This window comes from Paracoccus alcaliphilus (genome assembly GCF_028553725.1).
Taxonomy (GTDB): Bacteria; Pseudomonadota; Alphaproteobacteria; order Rhodobacterales; family Rhodobacteraceae; genus Paracoccus; species Paracoccus alcaliphilus.
Genome location: NZ_CP067124.1, coordinates 1,605,281 through 1,621,862 on the forward strand (window position 1 = coordinate 1,605,281; position 16,582 = coordinate 1,621,862).

18 protein-coding genes and 1 pseudogene are annotated in these 16,582 nt (G+C 65.3%); 10 read left to right on the forward strand and 9 right to left on the reverse strand.

What is annotated here, in order from left to right; genetic code table 11:
* Positions 1-7 precede the first annotated feature (7 nt).
* Entirely contained in the window at positions 8-346 is a 339-nt protein-coding gene (locus JHW40_RS08155) for an ArsR/SmtB family transcription factor (protein WP_090616942.1), read from the reverse strand.
* 209 nt (positions 347-555) lie between these two features.
* Complete coding sequence (locus tag JHW40_RS08160; RefSeq protein WP_170851945.1) at positions 556-711, reverse strand: hypothetical protein; 156 nt, start codon at positions 709-711, stop codon at positions 556-558.
* A gap of 74 nt (positions 712-785) precedes the next feature.
* On the opposite strand from JHW40_RS08160, the gene copM reads away from it, so the two are divergent.
* The 3 genes and pseudogenes from copM (at position 786) to cueR (ending at position 2,385) form a co-directional block, all read left to right on the forward strand.
* A complete protein-coding gene (gene copM, locus JHW40_RS08165; protein ID WP_336390109.1) occupies positions 786-1,001 on the forward strand; it encodes a CopM family metallochaperone in 216 nt (71 codons plus the stop codon).
* 197 nt (positions 1,002-1,198) lie between these two features.
* Positions 1,199-1,935: pseudogene (locus JHW40_RS08170) on the forward strand (MauE/DoxX family redox-associated membrane protein).
* 15 nt (positions 1,936-1,950) lie between these two features.
* Positions 1,951-2,385 carry a Cu(I)-responsive transcriptional regulator gene (cueR, locus tag JHW40_RS08175; protein WP_090616946.1) on the forward strand — a complete coding sequence of 145 codons (435 nt, stop codon included), beginning with the start codon at positions 1,951-1,953 and terminating at the stop codon, positions 2,383-2,385.
* Between the two features lie 148 nt (positions 2,386-2,533).
* Here cueR and JHW40_RS08180 read toward each other — a convergent pair whose 3' ends face one another.
* Complete coding sequence (locus JHW40_RS08180) at positions 2,534-2,851, reverse strand: c-type cytochrome (protein WP_170851946.1); 318 nt, start codon at positions 2,849-2,851, stop codon at positions 2,534-2,536.
* Positions 2,852-3,239: 388 nt separating this feature from the next.
* Between JHW40_RS08180 and JHW40_RS08185 the strand changes: the two genes are divergently transcribed.
* Both JHW40_RS08185 and JHW40_RS08190 read left to right on the forward strand, forming a co-directional pair.
* Positions 3,240-3,524, forward strand: coding sequence for a hypothetical protein (locus JHW40_RS08185; RefSeq protein WP_211657410.1), 285 nt, complete (start codon positions 3,240-3,242; stop codon positions 3,522-3,524).
* Entirely contained in the window at positions 3,464-4,165 is a 702-nt protein-coding gene (locus JHW40_RS08190) for an MFS transporter (protein WP_211657411.1), read from the forward strand. Before JHW40_RS08185 ends, JHW40_RS08190 begins: the two co-directional genes overlap by 61 nt.
* 111 nt (positions 4,166-4,276) lie before the next feature.
* Here the strand turns inward: JHW40_RS08190 and JHW40_RS08195 are convergent, their stop codons facing one another.
* Positions 4,277-4,921: a DsbA family protein gene (locus JHW40_RS08195; RefSeq protein WP_090616950.1), complete on the reverse strand. Its 645-nt coding sequence runs from the start codon at positions 4,919-4,921 to the stop codon at positions 4,277-4,279.
* Between the two features lie 164 nt (positions 4,922-5,085).
* Here JHW40_RS08195 and JHW40_RS08200 point away from each other — a divergent pair, with 164 nt between their 5' ends.
* The gene (locus tag JHW40_RS08200) at positions 5,086-5,787 is read left to right on the forward strand and encodes a L,D-transpeptidase (RefSeq protein WP_090616952.1); all 702 of its coding nucleotides are present in this window, start codon (positions 5,086-5,088) and stop codon (positions 5,785-5,787) included.
* Positions 5,788-5,994: 207 nt separating this feature from the next.
* Here the strand turns inward: JHW40_RS08200 and JHW40_RS08205 are convergent, their stop codons facing one another.
* Complete coding sequence (locus JHW40_RS08205) at positions 5,995-7,368, reverse strand: sensor histidine kinase (protein ID WP_090616953.1); 1,374 nt, start codon at positions 7,366-7,368, stop codon at positions 5,995-5,997.
* Positions 7,365-8,036 carry a winged helix-turn-helix domain-containing protein gene (locus JHW40_RS08210; protein ID WP_090616956.1) on the reverse strand — a complete coding sequence of 224 codons (672 nt, stop codon included), beginning with the start codon at positions 8,034-8,036 and terminating at the stop codon, positions 7,365-7,367. Before JHW40_RS08210 ends, JHW40_RS08205 begins: the two co-directional genes overlap by 4 nt.
* A 97-nt stretch (positions 8,037-8,133) precedes the next feature.
* On the opposite strand from JHW40_RS08210, the gene dsbD reads away from it, so the two are divergent.
* The 4 genes from dsbD to JHW40_RS08230 are packed head-to-tail and all read left to right on the forward strand — an operon-like array spanning position 8,134 to position 12,084.
* Positions 8,134-9,906 carry a protein-disulfide reductase DsbD gene (gene dsbD / locus JHW40_RS08215; RefSeq protein WP_090616958.1) on the forward strand — a complete coding sequence of 591 codons (1,773 nt, stop codon included), beginning with the start codon at positions 8,134-8,136 and terminating at the stop codon, positions 9,904-9,906.
* Positions 9,903-10,703 (forward strand): TlpA disulfide reductase family protein, encoded by an 801-nt coding sequence (locus tag JHW40_RS08220; protein ID WP_090616960.1) that lies wholly within the window; start codon positions 9,903-9,905, stop codon positions 10,701-10,703. Before dsbD ends, JHW40_RS08220 begins: the two co-directional genes overlap by 4 nt.
* Before the next feature lie 2 nt (positions 10,704-10,705).
* Positions 10,706-11,431: a L,D-transpeptidase gene (locus tag JHW40_RS08225; RefSeq protein ID WP_244519352.1), complete on the forward strand. Its 726-nt coding sequence runs from the start codon at positions 10,706-10,708 to the stop codon at positions 11,429-11,431.
* 14 nt (positions 11,432-11,445) lie between these two features.
* Positions 11,446-12,084 (forward strand): DsbA family protein, encoded by a 639-nt coding sequence (locus JHW40_RS08230; RefSeq protein ID WP_090616964.1) that lies wholly within the window; start codon positions 11,446-11,448, stop codon positions 12,082-12,084.
* Positions 12,085-12,521: 437 nt separating this feature from the next.
* Here JHW40_RS08230 and JHW40_RS08235 read toward each other — a convergent pair whose 3' ends face one another.
* From JHW40_RS08235 to JHW40_RS08245, 3 genes are all read right to left on the reverse strand, one after another.
* Entirely contained in the window at positions 12,522-14,459 is a 1,938-nt protein-coding gene (locus JHW40_RS08235; RefSeq protein ID WP_090616974.1) for an ABC transporter permease, read from the reverse strand.
* A 20-nt stretch (positions 14,460-14,479) separates the two neighbouring features.
* Positions 14,480-15,439, reverse strand: a complete 960-nt coding sequence (locus JHW40_RS08240) for a quaternary amine ABC transporter ATP-binding protein (protein ID WP_419182464.1) — start codon at positions 15,437-15,439, stop codon at positions 14,480-14,482.
* A gap of 159 nt (positions 15,440-15,598) precedes the next feature.
* Positions 15,599-16,543 carry an ABC transporter substrate-binding protein gene (locus JHW40_RS08245; RefSeq protein WP_090616965.1) on the reverse strand — a complete coding sequence of 315 codons (945 nt, stop codon included), beginning with the start codon at positions 16,541-16,543 and terminating at the stop codon, positions 15,599-15,601.
* Between the last annotated feature and the right edge of the window lie 39 nt (positions 16,544-16,582).

A 16,582-nucleotide genomic window follows, 5' to 3' on the forward strand; every position in this document is an offset into this window, starting at 1 on the left:
TCCGCGCTCAGCTTTCGTGATCCTCTTCGGCGATATGGGTGGCCATGTCCCGCAGGACATGGCTGACATGGTGGTCGGCGATCTCGTAGAAGATCTGCCTGGATTGCCGTAGCCCCTTTACCAGCCGCGCGCCGCGCAGCAGGCGCAGATGGTGGCTGACCAGCGAGACCGACAGGTCAAGCCGTTCGCCGATATCGCTGACTGGGATCGGCCCGTCCAGGCAGCACAGCACGATCCGCAGCCGCGACGGATCGCCCAGCAGGCGAAAGGTCTCGGCCAGGATCGTCACCTCGTTCCGGGACAGTGAGACGGGCCGGTTGCAGTCAGGCCCTGTGGCGGCGTCCATGTTTCACATGCTTTTGATCGCGTGGGTAAAGGAAATCTAGCGATGGTGAAGGCAAAGCGCAATGAAGTCGAACTTCCATTGCGGTTATGCATATGATTTCCAATGGAATCTGTCCTTGCACCAGAGCGAGCGGCTTCGGCCATACCTGTCTTTCCCGGCGCCTCGCGTTTCCGGCCGCTGACCCCTTGGCCTTCCAACGGTGGGAAGCCCTACATCAGGAACCTGAAACGCAAATCAGGAGGGTTTTTCATGAAATTCCACGTTTCCGACATGGCCTGCGGCGGCTGCGCGCGCTCGGTCGCCGCGGCCATCGCCGTGCTGGACGCGCAGGCGAAGGTCAAGGCGGATACCGCATTGCGGACCATCTGGTCGACACCACACCGGCACCAGCGGGGCCGACAGCCCCTCGACCGTTACCTATGTCGAGGGGATGGAGAAGATGCACCAGGAAATGATGATCGACTATACCGGCGATGCCGATGTCGATTTCATGCGTGGCATGATCCCGCATCATCAGGGCGCCATCGACATGGCGCGAATCGGATTGGAGCATGGCACGGACCCGCAGGTGCGCCAACTGGCCGAGGAGGTGATCGAGGCACGGGAGGCCGAAATCGCCATGATGCGCAAATGGCTGGCGGATCGCGGACAATAGGCGCGAACCAGACGGGGCCGGCTTGCAGGGCCGACCATTCCTGCCCGCGGGTGAGCATCTGGGAAACCGCTTCCCGCCGGACCGATTGTCTTTGGACGAGGGGCCGCTCACCCGAACATGATCGCCAGCCTGCCGCGCGGCGATCCTGAAAGGAGAAGATCATGGCAGAGACCCCGAAACGCGCCGAACTTTACCGGATGGTGACCGCGGAACATACCTGCCCCTTCGGGCTGAAATCGCTCGACCTGCTGAAGCGCGAGGGCTACGAGGTTGAGGATCACTACCTGACCGACCGGGCTGCGAGGGACGCCTTCAAGGCGCAACATGGTGTCGAGACCACGCCCCAGAGTTTCATCGACGGAAAACGCATCGGCGGCTATGACGACCTTCTGGCCTTCTTCGGCAAGCAGGTGCAGGACAAGGGCGCCCCGACCTACCGGCCGGTGATCGCGCTTCTCGCGATGGCCGCGGTGATGGCGTTGGCGACAAGCTGGGCCGCTCTCGGCAGCCTGGTGACGGTGCAGGCGGCGGAATGGTTCGTCGCCATCGCCATGTGCCTGCTGGCGCTGCAGAAGCTGAAGGATGTCGAGGGCTTCTCGACCATGTTCTTGAACTACCACCTGCTGGCGCAGCGATGGGTGCGCTATGGCTATGTCTATCCCTTCGCCGAGGCGCTGGCGGGCATCCTGATGGTCGCGGGCGCGATGATGTGGCTGTCTGGCTGTCGATCCCGGTCGCGCTGTTCATCGGCACGGTGGGTGCGGTATCGGTTTTCAAGGCGGTCTATATCGACAAGCGCGAGTTGAAATGCGCCTGTGTCGGTGGCGACAGCAACGTGCCTTTGGGCTTCGTGTCGCTGACCGAGAACCTGATGATGGTCGCCATGGCGCTGTGGATGCTGCTCAAGCCGATGGGCGTCGGACTGGGTCATTAGGGAAGAAATGGCAGGATGAATATCAGTCAGGCGGCGAAAGCCTCGGGCGTATCGGCCAAGATGATCCGCTATTACGAGCAGACCGGTCTGATCCCCCCGGCGGATCGCACCGTCTCGGGCTATCGCGACTATTCCGGCAAGGACGTGCATATGCTGCGCTTCATCCGCCGGGCGCGCGACCTCGGTTTTTCCGTGGCAGAGATCGACGGATTGCTGGGCCTCTGGTGCGACAAGTCACGCCAAAACAGCGAGGTCAAGAGCATCGCCCGCGACCATATCGCCGCGCGGGTGAGCAATATCCGCAACCTCCAGGAGATGACGGGAACGCTGAAGGACCTCGTCCGCTCCTGCCGGGGCGATCACCGCCCGGACTGCCCGATCCTCGAACGACTGGAGACGGATCAGCCGGATGAAGACCTGACCATCCGCCCACGAAGCGGCGCCGTCTGAACGACTGCGGTGTCGGGGTTGCCTGAACCTTCTTCCGGTCGCGCCACGGGGCAGGGCAGGCGAACCGGTTGGCCCGGATGCTGGTCACGCTGACCCACCGGCAAGGCGGACAGGCGCAATAAGTTGAAAGGCGGATGATGCGGTTCCTCTAGCCATTTGTGTCGGGTGCCGGATTCTTCAGGAATTCGATCATCGGCCCGATATCTTCGTCGGCCAGCCCCTCGAACCTCATGCGCGAGCCGGGCACAACCCCGTATGGATCGGCCAGGAAGTCGCGAAGCGTCGCTTCGTCCCAGGTCAACCCGCTGTCCCGCATCGCCTGGGAATAGGGGTAATCCGTGCTTGCCACGGGCTTGCCGACGATCCCGGTCAGCTGTGGTCCAGAGGTGGCGCGCGCGCCCTCGCCGACCTGATGGCAATGGGCGCAAGGCTCGAATATCCGGGCGAAGGTTTCCGGCGGGGGCAACCCCGGTGCCGCCGTCGCCTGCGCGGTTTCCGGCCGGGTTTCGGCGGCGCTGTTATGCGCGGCCGAAACCCGGTGACGATCAGCGCGATCCCCGCGCCGAGAATGGCCACAGCGGCGATCCCAAGCAGCAATTTTCGCAAAGCCACGTCTTCCGTGTTCCTGTCATTCTTGCCGAGGCACTTCTTCTAACGGATGACATGCAGCCGGCCAACCGCCGCAAGCGACAAAAACCCTGTTGATATCGACAGCTTGTCGATGGGGATCAAACCCACGGCCAAACCGGAAACCACCGCCAGTCCGGGCTTGACCTTCCAATCGTATTACACCCGCCGGGATTTGGCGCGATTCGCCCCCTTGGCCATCGCGAGACAGCAAAAGGAATCCGTTCATGTCCACGGAGACACAGCCCAAAACCGAAGGGCTCGGCCTGCCGCTGGCCGTCATCGCGACGGCCCAGCTTATGGTCGCGCTTGACGATACGATCGCTAATATCGTCCTGCCCACGATCCAGAACGACCTTGATATTTCGGCGGCGAACCTGCCCTGGGTCAGCAACGCATATATCTTGGCCTTAGCGATCTCTATGGCCGGCGGCGCATCCTGCAGGCCGGCATGGCGATCTTCACCATCGGCTCGCTTCTGGTCGGATTGGCGCAGGACGCGGTCAGCGTGATCGGCGCGCGCGGGTTGCAAGGGGTGGGCGCGGCCCTGACCTCGCCCAATGCGCTGGCCCTGATCGCCACGACATTCCGCGAGGGCAAGGCGCGCAACGGCGCCATGGCCGTCTATGGCGCGATGTCTGGCCTGGGGATCGTCGCGGGGCTGATCCTGGGCGGATTGCCGACCGGATTGCTGGGCTGGCGCTGGGCCTTCTATATCAACATTCCCATCGGCCTTGCGGTGCTGGCGGGGTCCAGGACGCTGGTCGAAGCCGAACTGCACACGGGCCGCATCGACCTTCCCGGCGCCGTCACCAGCATCGGCGGCATAGCCGCGCTGGTCTATGTGATCACCAGCGGCGGCGAACATGGCTGGACCGACGGCATTACTCTGGCTGCCTTCTTCGTCGCCGCCATCCTGCTGCCGTCGTTCCTGATCATTCAGTCCCGCAGTCAGGATCCGCTTTTGCCCCTGTATCTGTTCGGCGACCGCAATCGGGCCGGATCCTACCTGTCCATATTGCTTCTGGGCTTTGGTCCGATGGGGATGCTGTATCTGCTGACGCTCTATCTGCAGCATGTTTTGGGCTATGATCCGATCACGACCGCGCTGGTGAATGCCCGCAGGGGCCAGGTGCCGGCACCGGCGCACTGATGGAATGCGCAGGGCTCGGGTGCCGGTCGGTGCCACGCGGTTGGGCCTGCGCGCCATGCCCAACCGCGCGCTAATCATTATGCTGATGGCGATGTCGAACCTTGCGATGAGCTACGAACGGCTTCGGCGCACCGCTGCGATCATCGAGCGAAGCTCGTCCAGCGATTGCTTGCCGAATGCGCCGAAGTCCCCGGCGATGAAGGTGGGCGTGCCGGCCAGCCCCATTTTCTCGGCCAGAATCCAGGAATGTTCGATCTGCCGGGCGATCACGATGCCCTCCATATCCGCGCGCAGGCGGTTCCTGTCCAGCCCGACGACTTCGGCGACAGCAAGGGCGCTCTTGTCATCCGCCTGGCCCTCGATGCCCATCAGCCCCGCATGGAACTGCCAGAACTTCTGCTGCCGCAACGACGCCAGCGAGGCGCGGGCGCAGTAAAGCGATGCTGCGCCCAAGACCGGCCATTCCCGTAACACGACCCGCAGGCGCGGATCTTCCCAGATCAGCTGGCGGATATCGGGGACCGAGGCGCGGCAATAGGGGCAGTTGTAATCGAAGAACTCGGTCAGCGTGACGTCGCCCGAGGGGTTGCCCAGGACCGCGCCAAGCTGTTCCTGCTCCAGGGCCTGCCGCAGGTCCGGGGGCATCGGATTGTCCTGCGCACGCGCGGATATCCCGCCGGCTGCCAGGATGCTTGCGGCGATGCCGGTCCGCAGGAAACGCCGGCGGGCGGGATCGGGTCTGTTGCTCTGTGCCATGGACCTGTCCTTTTTCGGATCTGCCGCGCGTCGATAGGCGCCAGAGCTTAACCCAACCTTAAGAGACTGTCCTGTCTGCGCCCGCACGCCCTTAAGCTGCGCTTAAGCTTGGCCGGCCATCCGGGATGCGGGGTAATGCCCCTGAACGACTGGAGCATGAAACTATGGACCAATCTTGTCATCCACGCCTGTCCGGGCCGCGCAAACAGGCTGACGCTTCCGGCGGCGGAACGGGCAGGCGCGCTTTTCTGGGCGGATTGCTGGCCGGCGGACTGGCGCTGCCGCGCATCGCATCGGCGCAGGCGGTCGACCCTACCATCGGGCACGCCCTCTACGGCGCATCGGCTGCGGGGCAGGCTCCCGATATGAGCGTCGATCAGATCAATCCGGCGCAAGACGCACGGCGAAACATATCGTCCTTCAGGGGCCTCGACTGGCGGGATTTCTATCCGACGCCGGGCAAGGGCGTTATCCTGGCGGATGTGACGTCGCGCACGCTGCATTTCTGGTCGGGCGACGAAAACACCTATCTGGTTTTCCCGTCCTCGATCCCGGTTTCGGAGGAACTGACCAAGCGCGGCAAGACCGAGGTCGTGCGCAAGGCGGAGCGTCCATCCTGGACCCCGACCCCCAGCATGCGGGAACGCGACCCGACCTTGCCGCAACGGGTCGAAGGCGGGGCCGCGGACAACCCCCTGGGCGTCTACGCGCTTTACCTTTCGTGGCCCGCCTACCTGATCCACGGCACCCATAACACGCGCAAGATAGGGCGCAAGTCGTCCAGCGGCTGCTACGGGCTTTACAACGAACATATCGCCCGTCTTTACCCGCTGGTTGAGGTGGGAACGCAGGTGACCATCTTCTGAGGGGCGTGGGGCGTGGGGCGTGGGGCGTGGGGCGGCTGGCGGACCGGCGCCCTGCTGTCTTGTGCTCTGCGCTGGACCGAGCCGCGATTGAAGCGCGTGATGGGGGTGGTCTGCCTCGCTAATGCCGGTGCCTGGGGCGGTTCTGCGTCTGACAGAACGGCCGGCCGCCGGGTGGCAGCATATCCCAGCCTGAACAGCCCCCGCCTCTCACGAAGGTGAGGCCTGCGCCTCGCCCGGCAGGATGATTTCGGCCCGTTCGCCGCCGCCTTCACGGGGGGTGAGGGACAGTTCCCCGCCCATCGCCTTGACGGCTGCGGCGGTGATCGACAGGCCCAGTCCGCTGCCGCCGCCCGAGGGGCTGGCCGCGCCGCGATAGAAGCGCTCGGTGACATGGGGGCGGTCGGTCTCGCTGATGCCGGGGCCGCGGTCCAGCACGCTGAAGCGGATCCTGCCTTCGTCGCGCGCCAGCCGCGCCTCGACGGTGGTGCCCATGGGCGAGGCGAGGATGGCGTTTTCCAGCAGGTTGCGCAGGGCCGGGGCCAGCAGCGCCGCCTGCGTGCTGCGCCATTCGGTCTCGCCGGTTTCCAGCCGCAGGGTGACGCCGCGCGACCCGGCCAGCCCGCCAAGCGCCCCGGCCACATCGGCGAGGATCTTCGCGCCATCCTCGGGCGGGGCGGCGCTGTCGATGGGGTTCTCGGTCGCGGTCATGTCCAGAAGCTGGCGCACCATGCGGTCGGTGCGGTCCACGCCCTGCGCGATCTGCGCCAGCGCCCGGTCGCGGGTCGCGGCATCGGGGGAGAGCGTCGCGATCTGCGCCTGCGTTTTCAGCCCGGCCAGCGGAGTCTTCAGCTCATGCGCGGCAAAGGCGGTGAAGCTGCGCTCGCGCTCGCGCAACCCCTCGACGCGGTGAAACAGCCCGTTCAGCGCCTCGATCATCGGGCGCAGTTCCGCGGGCGCACGGGTTTCTCCCAGCGGGCTGAGGTCGGTCGCCGGGCGGCGCGACAGCGCCTGGGCCAGCCGGTCCAGCGGCGCCAGCCCGCCGCGCACCGCCAGCCAGATCAACGCGGCCAGCAGCGGCAGGACCAGCATGGCCGGGGCCAGAAGCCCCATCGCCACCCCATGCACCAGCCGCTCGCGCATGAAACGCGCATCGCCGACCATGACGCGGATGCCCAACTCCGTGTCGACATGGGTATAGACGCGCCAGACCTCACCATCGACCTCGCGCTCACTGAAGCCTTCCTGGTCGGCGAGTTGCCCGGACGGTGCGCCGTCGGATTCGCTTTTCAACTGGCCGTCGAAGCCCCAGACTTGGCAGATCAGCTGGCGGGCGACGTCGTGGCGGCCGGTATTGGGCGAGGCGGGGGCGTCACCCACCAGCGATGCCGCGTCCGGCCCGGCGATGCCGCCGTTGCGCCGGATCAGCGAGGCGACCATCTGCGCCGATTCCTGCAAGCGCCGGTCCAGCACATGGCCGACCTCGGTGCGGGTCGAATGCTGGATCCAGATCACGGCGAAGAGCCAGATCGCCCCGGTTCCGGCCAGCAGGATGATGAGCAGCCGCCTGCGGATCGAACTCATGCCTCGCGCCCCCTGTCCTCCAGCCGGTATCCCGCCCCGCGCAGGGTCTGGATGAAGTCCCGGCCCAGCTTGGCGCGCAGGTGGTGGATATGAACCTCGACGGTATTGCTTTCGACGTCCTCCTGCCAGCCGTAAAGCCGTTCCTCAAGTTGCGTCTTGGACAGGATGCGGCCCGGATGTTCGGCCAGCGCATGCAGGACGGCGAATTCGCGGCGCGAAAAGCGCAACTCGCGGTCCTCGATGCGCCCGGACTGCGTTGCTGGGTCCAGCCGCAGCCCGTTCCATTCGATCACCGCCGCGGCGCGGCCTTCCTGCCGGCGCAGTATGGCGCGGATACGGGCGGCGAGTTCCTCCAGATCGAAGGGCTTGCCCAGGTAGTCGTCCGCCCCCGCGTTCAGCCCCGACACTCGGTCGCGCACCCGGTCGCGGGCGGTCAGCAGCAGCACCGGCAGCTGCGATCCCGTCCCGCGCAAATCGGCCAGCAGGTCAAGGCCCGAGCCATCGGGCAGCATGATGTCCAGCACCATGCCCGCAAAGCCGCCGCCCTCCAGCGCCGCGCGGGCATCGGCCAGCGTGCCCACCGCATCGGCGGTGAAGCCCGACAGGCCCAGCCCGACGGCGATCCCATCGGACAGGACCGGGTCGTCCTCGACAATCAGCAGGCGCATGGCGTGTTCCTTTCGGCCTTGTCGATCACGCTTTCGTCGATGAAGCTTAAGCTGGGCTTAAGGTGGCGTCTCTAGCAAGCCCGGCATGATGACGAGAATGTTTGCCGCCCTGATCTTTGCCCTGCTGCTGCTTGCCGGTTTCCTGACGGCAGCGCAGGCGCAGCCCCTGCAACCCGAGGACGCTTTCGCCCTGACTGTCAGCCAAGGCGAGGGTGATGCGCTGGTCCTGAACTGGCGCATCGCCGATGGCTATTACCTCTATCGCAGCAGCTTCGCGGCAGAGGTGGACGGCCAGAGCCTGCCGCTGTCCCTGCCCGAGGGCGAGGTCTACGAGGATCCCTATTTCGGCGAGGGGCAGATCTATCGCGGTGCGGTCACGGCAAGGCTTGAGAACCTGGGCAAGCCGGTCATCCTGCATTGGCAGGGCTGCCAGCAGGACGGCATCTGCTATGCCCCGCAAAGCGTCCGGCTGGACGGCGACGGCGCGGTGCTGGCGGATGACACCGCCGCCAGCGGGTGGAGCCCGCAGCCGCAGGACGCGTCCGGTCCAGCCGATGCGGCGCAGACCGGATTGACGCTGGCGCAGGATCAGGGGGTGGTGCAGGGGCTGGCCGCGCGTGGCGGCGGGGCGCTGGTGATCGCGGGATTCCTCGGCTTCGGGCTGCTGCTGGCCTTTACGCCTTGCGTCTTTCCGATGTTCCCCATCGTCGCCGGAATGCTGGCCTGGCAGGGGCAGTCCCTGACCGCCAGGCGCGGCCTGGCCCTGACGGGCGCCTATGTGCTGGCGATGGCCGCCGCCTTCGGCCTGCTGGGTATCGCCGCGGCATGGTCGGGGGCGAATTTGCAGATGGCATTGCAATCGCCCATCGCCATCGGCCTGATCGCGGTGATTTTCGTCGCGCTGGCCCTGTCTATGTTCGGCTTCTACGAATTGCAGATGCCGATGGCCCTGCAGGCCCGGCTTGGGCGTATCGGCGGCAGGCGCGGATCGGTCGGCGGTTCGATGGTGCTGGGCTTTACCTCGGCGCTGATCGTCGGGCCCTGCGTGACCGCGCCGCTGGCCGGGGCGCTGCTCTATATCGCGCAGACCGGCGACGTGATGCTGGGGGCGGCGGCGCTGTTCGCGCTGGGGCAGGGGCAGGGGGTGCCGCTGCTGGCCATCGGGGTCTTCGGCCCGCGCATCTTGCCCCCCAGCGGCGGCTGGATGGAGGTCGCGAAGCGCGCCTTCGGCGTGATCTTCCTCGGTTTCGCGATCTGGCTGGCGGGGCGGGTGCTGCCGGGGCCGGTCACGCTGACGCTGTGGGCCGCGCTGCTGGTGGGGACGGCGGTGTTCCTGGGCGCGCTGGACCGGCTGGAGCGCGATGCGACCCGCAACCGCCGCCTTGGCGCGGCGCTTGGCGTGCTGCTGCTGTTCGCCGGGCTGTTGCAGGGCTTCGGCGCGGCGCTTGGCGCGCATGATCCGCTGCGGCCGCTGGCGCCGCTGGCAAGCGGCGCGGGACCCGCGCAGCCGCAGGCGCAATTCGCCGAGGTGACCACGCGCGAGGGACTGGACCGGGCGCTGGCCTCGGCTGAGGGCAGGTCGGCGCTGCTCTATCTGACCGCTGACTGGTGCGTGACCTGCCGTGCCATCGAGCGCGGTCCGCTGACCGACCCGGCGGTCCATGCCGCGCTGGCCGATATGGCTGCGATCAAACTGGATGTGAGCGATTTCAACGCCGAGGCGCAGGCGCTGATGCAGGATCTGGCCGCCGCCGGTCCGCCGACGATGATCTTCCTCGACGCGGCCCGCGCCGAGGCAGCCGGCAGCCGGCTGATCGGCGACCTGGACAGCGCGGCGCTCCTGGCCTCGATCGGCAAGGTCAGCCCATGAACGCGGTCTCGATCGGCCCGCTGGTATTCGACGGCACGCGCTTCGCCGCCGTCGTTGGCCTGCTCTCGTTCTTCGCCGTGGCCGAGATCATGGCGCGGCTGCAAAAGAGCGATGCGGCGCGATGGGCGGGATTCGCCGTGCTGGCCTGGATCGCCGCCGCGCGCGTGGGTTTCGTGGCCGCGAACTGGCCCGCCTTCGCCGCCCATCCGCTGGACGCGTTGAAGCTGTGGCAAAGCGGTTTCCTACCCGCCGCGGGCTGGGCGGGCGGCATTGCCGTCCTGCTGGCGGCACTGCTGCGCAGGGCACGGGCCGCGGTTCTGCCGCTGGCGCTTGGCGGCGTGGCGGCGCTGGCCGCGCATCAGGCCGTCACTGCCGCGCTGACGCGCCCGGCGGTCACGATTCCCGACATGCAGCTGATCGCGCTGGACGGCAGCGCGGTGCAACTGGCCGGGCGCGACTGGCCGGTGGTGCTGAACCTCTGGGCGACATGGTGCCCGCCCTGCCGGCGCGAGATGCCGATGATGACCGAACTGGCCGCCAATACGCCCGGCGTGGATTTCGTCTTCGCCAATCAGGGCGAGGATGCCGGACAGGTCCTGGCCTTTCTGGAGGCCGAGGGCCTGCCCGCCGAGGGCATGATCCGCGATCCGCGCAACCGGCTGATGGCGGAACTGGACGCCATCGGCCTGCCCGCGACGCTGGTTTTTGATGCGAAGGGCCGGATGGTCGCGGCGCATACGGGCGAGATCTCGCGCGCCGCCCTGACCCGGATGATCGCGCAAGCGACAGGAGAATGACGATGAACCCGATACGAACCACATTGGCGGGTGCGGCGCTGCTGACGCTGGCGGCCTGCGCCTCGACCGAACCGGCGGCCCCCGCCGATCCGCCCCCGCCTGCCGCCAGCCCAGAGGTCGCCGCGATGTATGGCGCGATGGACGATAACGGCCACCATATCCCCGCTGTCGATCCCAACCTTCTGACCGGGGACAAGGCGCGGCGGGTGGTGGATTACTGGACGGATGAGAGGCCGGGCACGATCATCGTCGATCCCCATGCGCGCTACCTTTATCAGGTGCAGCGTGGCAACAAGGCGATGCGCTATACCGTGGCGGTGGGTGCGGCAGGCTACGGCTTCACCGGCGAGGCGCATATCCCCTATCAGCGCGACTGGCCAAGCTGGAAGCCTACCGACAACATGGTCGCGACCCAGCCCGAGCTTTACGGCCCGGTCGAGGCCGGGCTGGAAGGCGGTCCCGACAACCCAATGGGCGCCCGCGCGCTTTATCTGCATAACAGCGGGGGCGATACCTTCTATCGCATCCACGGCACGATGGACCCGGCCTCGATCGGGCGCTCGGACACGGCGGGCTGCATTCGCCTCTTCAATCAGGACATCATCCACTTGGCCGAACAGACCGGCAGCATGACCAAGGTGATCGTGCTGAGCGAGGCGGAATCGGGCAAGGGCACCGTGCCGCCCCGCCAGCCGCTGCCACAACCAGCCATGATGGCCGCCAGCTAGACAGGAGGAATGATATGAGCATCACCCGACGCGAGATTCTTGCCCTTACCGCCGGGGCCGGGCTTGCGGGAATCGCAGGTGGGGCTGTCCTGTGGACCAGGGGCCGCGGAACCGAGACGGCCGGCCTGACCATCGAGGACGTGCTGCACGACCCCGACAACCCGGTCCTGGGCAACCCCGAGGGCGCGCTGACCATCGTCGAATATTTCGACTACCAATGCCCTTACTGCAAGATGGGCCATTCGATGTTGACCGGGGCGGTGGCCGAGGATGGCGATATCCGGCTGGTGATGAAGGACTGGCCGATCTTCGGCGAGCCCTCCGTTCGTGCCAGCCAGTTAGTTTTCGGGGCGGCATCATTGGGGGCTTACGAACAGGCCCATGAGGCGCTGATGGCGACCCGGGCGCGGCTGACCGAGGATGAGGTCCGGCAGGTCTTGGGGGACGGCGGCATCGACACCGATGCGGCGCTGGCCGCCTATCGCGCCGAACGCGGCAAATGGGACGGGCTTCTGGGCCGCAATTCGGCGCAGGCCGCCGAACTGGGCTTGCAGGGCACGCCCGCCTTCATCATCGGCGCCCGCATCCATCCCGGCGCGCTGGACGAAACCCGCTTGCGTGCGGCTATCGCCGAGGTCCGGCAAGCGTCGTGAGCCCTTTTCCAGCAGCACCACGGAAAGCTCGGGGTTCACCTGCTTGAGCCGGATCGCCCCCTACGATCACCACGTCGTAATCCATCGACTCGCCTTCTGGCTGGTCGAGCATGGTCCAGCCTCCGTCAGATCCCGAGATCACGATAGGCGTTTGCCACCTCTTCGATCACCAGCACATAGCCGGCACGGCGAAGCGATCCCCTGACCGGCTGCATTATCCTGCGGGGCCGGATGCCGTCGCACTGGCCCGGCCCGGATGACCTGTCGGCTGGCGACAGGCGGTCAATCACCTGCGCGATGTCAGCCGGGTTGCCTGACGAACGGGCTGAGATCGTTGCATCTGTCGAGCACTGAGTCAGATGCATCGCTTTTCGCTCCAGCCTCGGCTTGGAAGCGAAAATCCAATGGGGTGCGCCGCCGCACGCGAACAACTGAAATCAGTGGACTTCTGCCTGTTTCCGGTTTTGTGCCCAGGTCGTGATAAGATGATCGACCATCAGACCCATTGCGGCGACCGCGCCTCCCAGCACGAAGCCTTTGCCGACATCAGCCACGGACAGGGCGCGTTGCATTTCCTGACCCAGATCCTGCGTTCCGATAAATGCCGCGATGATCACCATGAACAGCGAGAACATGACTGACTGGTTCACGCCAACCATGATTGTGGGCAGGGCTGTCGGGATCGCTACGTGGCGCAGAATCTGCCGCTGTGTCGCACCGCTCATTTGTGCGGCTTCGATAAGCTCGGGGCTGACGTTGCGCAGGCCTTCTATCGTATAGCGCACCAGCGGCACCGCGGCAAAAACGACGACGGCAGAGATCACGGCGACATCGTTGACGCCGAAAAGCATGATGACCGGGATGAGATAGATGAAACTTGGGAAGGTTTGCAGCGAATCGCAGATCAACAGGGCTTTTTGCGACCGCGCCCCGGTCCCGGCACCCCAGATGCCAAGGGGAAAACCGACAAGGCAGGCGACAAAGACCGAGAAACCGACCATATAGACGGTGATCATCGCGCGATCCCACCAGCCGGACAGGGCGATAAACCCGAAATAGCCCAGACAGATGAGGGCCGAGCGGCGCCCGCCGATGGCCCAGCCGAGTGCGGCAAGGCCAAGCAGCACCGTCGCATAAGGCAGTGAAAGCGTGAAGTCCCGCAGCGGGATCAGCACCCAGGAGATCAGGAACCATCGCAGGAACTGCGTCACCGGCGACAGCACCGTAATGAGTCCGTCCATCAGGTGGTCCAGAGGGCCCGCGATGCTCAGGGCCTGACTGCGCGGGACGATGTGAAGGTAAGGAAAATATGCCGCAAGTGCTGCCGCAACCGCGACCGATGCCACCCAGATCAGCAGCAGGCGATGGCGCTTGCCCCATGTCATGCCAAGGTCGTCATGCGTGGGCAGCCTGGTGGCCCAGGCCTTGGAGAGCCGGTCCATCATCACCGCCAGCAGGACGATGGTGATGCCGATCTCGATCGACAGGCCAATTCGCAGCGATTGCAGAAGTTGCAGCAGTTTCTGGCCCAACCCCGGCATGCCGATGAAACTGGCCAGAACCACCATCGCAAGGCATTGCATGATGACCTGGTTGACGCCGATCAGAATCTCGGTCCGGGCGGTGGGCAGGCGGACACGGGTCAGAAGCTGCCAGCGGTCGGCACCGCTCATCCTGCCGCTTTCGATGACCTCGGGCGGGACCTTCTTCAGACCCAGCAGCGTCATGCGGACCATCGGGGGGACCGAGAATATGATGGTCACGATGGCGCCCGCTTTTGGTCCGACGCCGATGAACACCACGACGGGGATCATATAGGTGAAATGCGGCAGCGACTGGGCGATGTTTAGCATTGGGTTCAGAACGCGCTCGAACCGTTCCCAGCGCCAGGCCAGAATGCCGGTGACGAGACCAAGCAGCACCGAAACCGGGGCCGCGACGATGATGACCGACAGGGTCTCCATGGCCCATTGCCATTGTCCCATCAAGGCGATCCACGCGAATGTGCCGCCCCCGAGCAATGCCAGCCGCAACCCGCCAAGCGCATAGCCCGCCATGGCGGCGCTGACGGCGATCACGCTCCAGGGGATGGGGCCGAGCCGTGGCCAGCGCACCTTGCCGTAAAGCAGGTTGGCGGTCACATCGAGACACCACTGGACCATATCGGCAAACGCACGGGTCAGGGCCATCAGGCCAAGATCGTCGCGAACAAAGGCGAAAGCGGAATTGATCCAGCCGGCAAAGGGAAGGACCGCCCAATCCGGAGGACGTATCAGGCCAGCGGGCAAAAGCCCTTTGCCAAGGGCCAGTGCGGCGGCGACCGCCAGCAAAAGCCATGCGGTCTGCCGGGCGGTGATGGCGGTCCGGGATGTCATAACGGGGCGGGCGGCATCGGTCACGTCGCCCCTCCCAGCAATATGTCCAGGGCCTTTTCGCGATCCATGACACCCAGCAACCGGCCGTCGCTTCCGGCGACGGGGATTTCGGCGCGGGTGTCGGTCACGATCTGCCGTCCCAGATCGCGGACGGTTTTCGTTCCGGCGACGGCCTCACCGTCCGGCAGGGCGCCGCTTGGCGGCCGGGCAATGCCGGCAGCACGCACTACACGGGCGCGATCTATATCGGCGGTGAACCTGGCCACATATTCGGTCGCCGGATGCAGCACGATGCGGTCGGGGGTATCGCATTGCTCGATCGCGCCGTTTTTCATGATCGCGATGCGGTCTGCCAGCCGCAAGGCCTCGTCGAAATCATGTGTGATGAAGACGATGGTCTTGTTCAGCAGGCCCTTGAGCCGCAGAAATTCGTCCTGCATTTCGCGGCGGATCAGCGGGTCCAGCGCAGAGAAGGGTTCGTCCAGAAACCAGATGTCGGGTTCGATCACCAGAGAACGGGCAATACCGACGCGTTGCTGCTGTCCGCCTGACAATTCGCGCGGGAAATAACCCTCGCGGCCCTTGAGCCCGACCAGTTCCAGCATTTCGCCCGCGCGGGCATAGCGAGCCCTGCGATCCTGCCCCCGCATCTCCAGCGGGAAGGCCACATTGTCCAGAATGGTGCGATGCGGCAGAAGTCCGAAGCTTTGAAAGACCATGCCCATCTTGCGGCGGCGCAGTTCGATCAGGCCGGTCTCGTCCAGCGTGCCGATGTCGCGACCCTCGACGCTGACCGTACCGCCGGTTATCCGGATCAGCCGCGACAGGCAACGCACCAGTGTCGATTTGCCTGAACCCGAAAGCCCCATGATGACCAGCATCTCGCCCGGTGCGATGTCCAGCGTCACATCGCGCACTGCGGTGACGTGCTGGTCGCGTTGCGCGGGGTCGGGCAGGGCACCGTTCTTTTGGTCGGCCATATGTTGCGCGGGGTTGGGGCCAAAGATCTTCCAGACGTTCCGGCATGAAATAACAGGACTTGATATGGTCACGGGACAGTCCTCATCAGAGAATTTCATATCTGCGATTCCCCATCCGGACAGGGCCGGATGGGGACGGGAAACAAGACAGGGCCGCGATTACTCGGTCCAGGGTTTCCAGATATCGGGATGCGTTTCTATCCAGACGGCAGCCGCGTCTTCCGGTTCCATCCCGTCGATATCGACCAGCTTGGCCATTTCGGAAATCAACGGATTGGGGATGTCCACCTTTGACAGCACCTCATAGGCGCGGGGCCATTTCTCCTGCATGCCGTCCCAGGCCGCGATTTTCAGATAGCCATCGGCCGGATTTCCGCAATCGTAAACCTTGTCGGGGATGGGGCCGACGGCGGGATCGGTGTCGCACCCCTCGACCCATTCGGGAAATTCGACGAATTCACCTTCCCAGACGGCTTCGGCGAAGTTCGGCGTCCAGTTGAACAGAACGATCGGAGTTTCGTTTCTTTCGGCAGCCGCCAGTTCCGCCCAGAGCGCGGCAGCCGAGCCTGCGTTCACGACCACGAAATTCATGTCCAGCGCGTCAACCTTTTCGGCGTCATGCTTCAGCCAGTCCACCGGACCGCCCAGAAAGCGCCCCTTGTCGCCGGTCTCGGGCGTGGCGAAAACGGCGGCACAGTCGTTCAGTGCCTGCCAGTCGGGCAGTCCGGGGCAGGCATTCTTGGTCCACATCGGATACCACCAGTCTTCGCGAGTGACGGCATCATGGCTGCCCGCTTCGTGAATCCCACCCTTTGCAACCGCGGCATCGAAGGACGCGCCAAAGGCGCCTTCCCACACCTCGACCTCCAGCGTGGCATCGCCCAGGCGGATCGCCTCATAGACGGCCTGGCTGTCGGTCGAAACATATTCCACGGAATTGCCAAGGGATTCAAATATCTGGCCAACAACATGACTCATCACGATCTGGCTGGACCAGTTGTGAATGGGGATCACGATCGGGTCGGAGGAATCCTGTGCCCAGCCCTGTGCCGCGATCATCGTAAGCGCCGTCGCGCCGAAAAGAAGCTTTCCGGTATTGTTCATGTGATGTTCCCTGTTGTCGCCCCGCGATATGGGGGCTGT

Bases quoted from the DNA above. Each gene is read 5' to 3' on its own strand.
- JHW40_RS08155 (WP_090616942.1), bottom strand. From the start codon at position 346: ATGGACGCCGCCACAGGGCCTGACTGCAACCGGCCCGTCTCACTGTCC.
- JHW40_RS08160 (WP_170851945.1), bottom strand. From the start codon at position 711: ATGGTCCGCAATGCGGTATCCGCCTTGACCTTCGCCTGCGCGTCCAGC.
- copM (WP_336390109.1), top strand. From the start codon at position 786: ATGCACCAGGAAATGATGATCGACTATACCGGCGATGCCGATGTCGAT.
- cueR (WP_090616946.1), top strand. From the start codon at position 1,951: ATGAATATCAGTCAGGCGGCGAAAGCCTCGGGCGTATCGGCCAAGATG.
- JHW40_RS08185 (WP_211657410.1), top strand. From the start codon at position 3,240: ATGTCCACGGAGACACAGCCCAAAACCGAAGGGCTCGGCCTGCCGCTG.
- JHW40_RS08190 (WP_211657411.1), top strand. From the start codon at position 3,464: ATGGCGATCTTCACCATCGGCTCGCTTCTGGTCGGATTGGCGCAGGAC.
- JHW40_RS08195 (WP_090616950.1), bottom strand. From the start codon at position 4,921: ATGGCACAGAGCAACAGACCCGATCCCGCCCGCCGGCGTTTCCTGCGG.
- JHW40_RS08200 (WP_090616952.1), top strand. From the start codon at position 5,086: ATGGACCAATCTTGTCATCCACGCCTGTCCGGGCCGCGCAAACAGGCT.
- JHW40_RS08205 (WP_090616953.1), bottom strand. From the start codon at position 7,368: ATGAGTTCGATCCGCAGGCGGCTGCTCATCATCCTGCTGGCCGGAACC.
- JHW40_RS08210 (WP_090616956.1), bottom strand. From the start codon at position 8,036: ATGCGCCTGCTGATTGTCGAGGACGACCCGGTCCTGTCCGATGGGATC.
- dsbD (WP_090616958.1), top strand. From the start codon at position 8,134: ATGTTTGCCGCCCTGATCTTTGCCCTGCTGCTGCTTGCCGGTTTCCTG.
- JHW40_RS08220 (WP_090616960.1), top strand. From the start codon at position 9,903: ATGAACGCGGTCTCGATCGGCCCGCTGGTATTCGACGGCACGCGCTTC.
- JHW40_RS08225 (WP_244519352.1), top strand. From the start codon at position 10,706: ATGAACCCGATACGAACCACATTGGCGGGTGCGGCGCTGCTGACGCTG.
- JHW40_RS08230 (WP_090616964.1), top strand. From the start codon at position 11,446: ATGAGCATCACCCGACGCGAGATTCTTGCCCTTACCGCCGGGGCCGGG.
- JHW40_RS08235 (WP_090616974.1), bottom strand. From the start codon at position 14,459: ATGACATCCCGGACCGCCATCACCGCCCGGCAGACCGCATGGCTTTTG.
- JHW40_RS08240 (WP_419182464.1), bottom strand. From the start codon at position 15,439: ATGGCCGACCAAAAGAACGGTGCCCTGCCCGACCCCGCGCAACGCGAC.
- JHW40_RS08245 (WP_090616965.1), bottom strand. From the start codon at position 16,543: ATGAACAATACCGGAAAGCTTCTTTTCGGCGCGACGGCGCTTACGATG.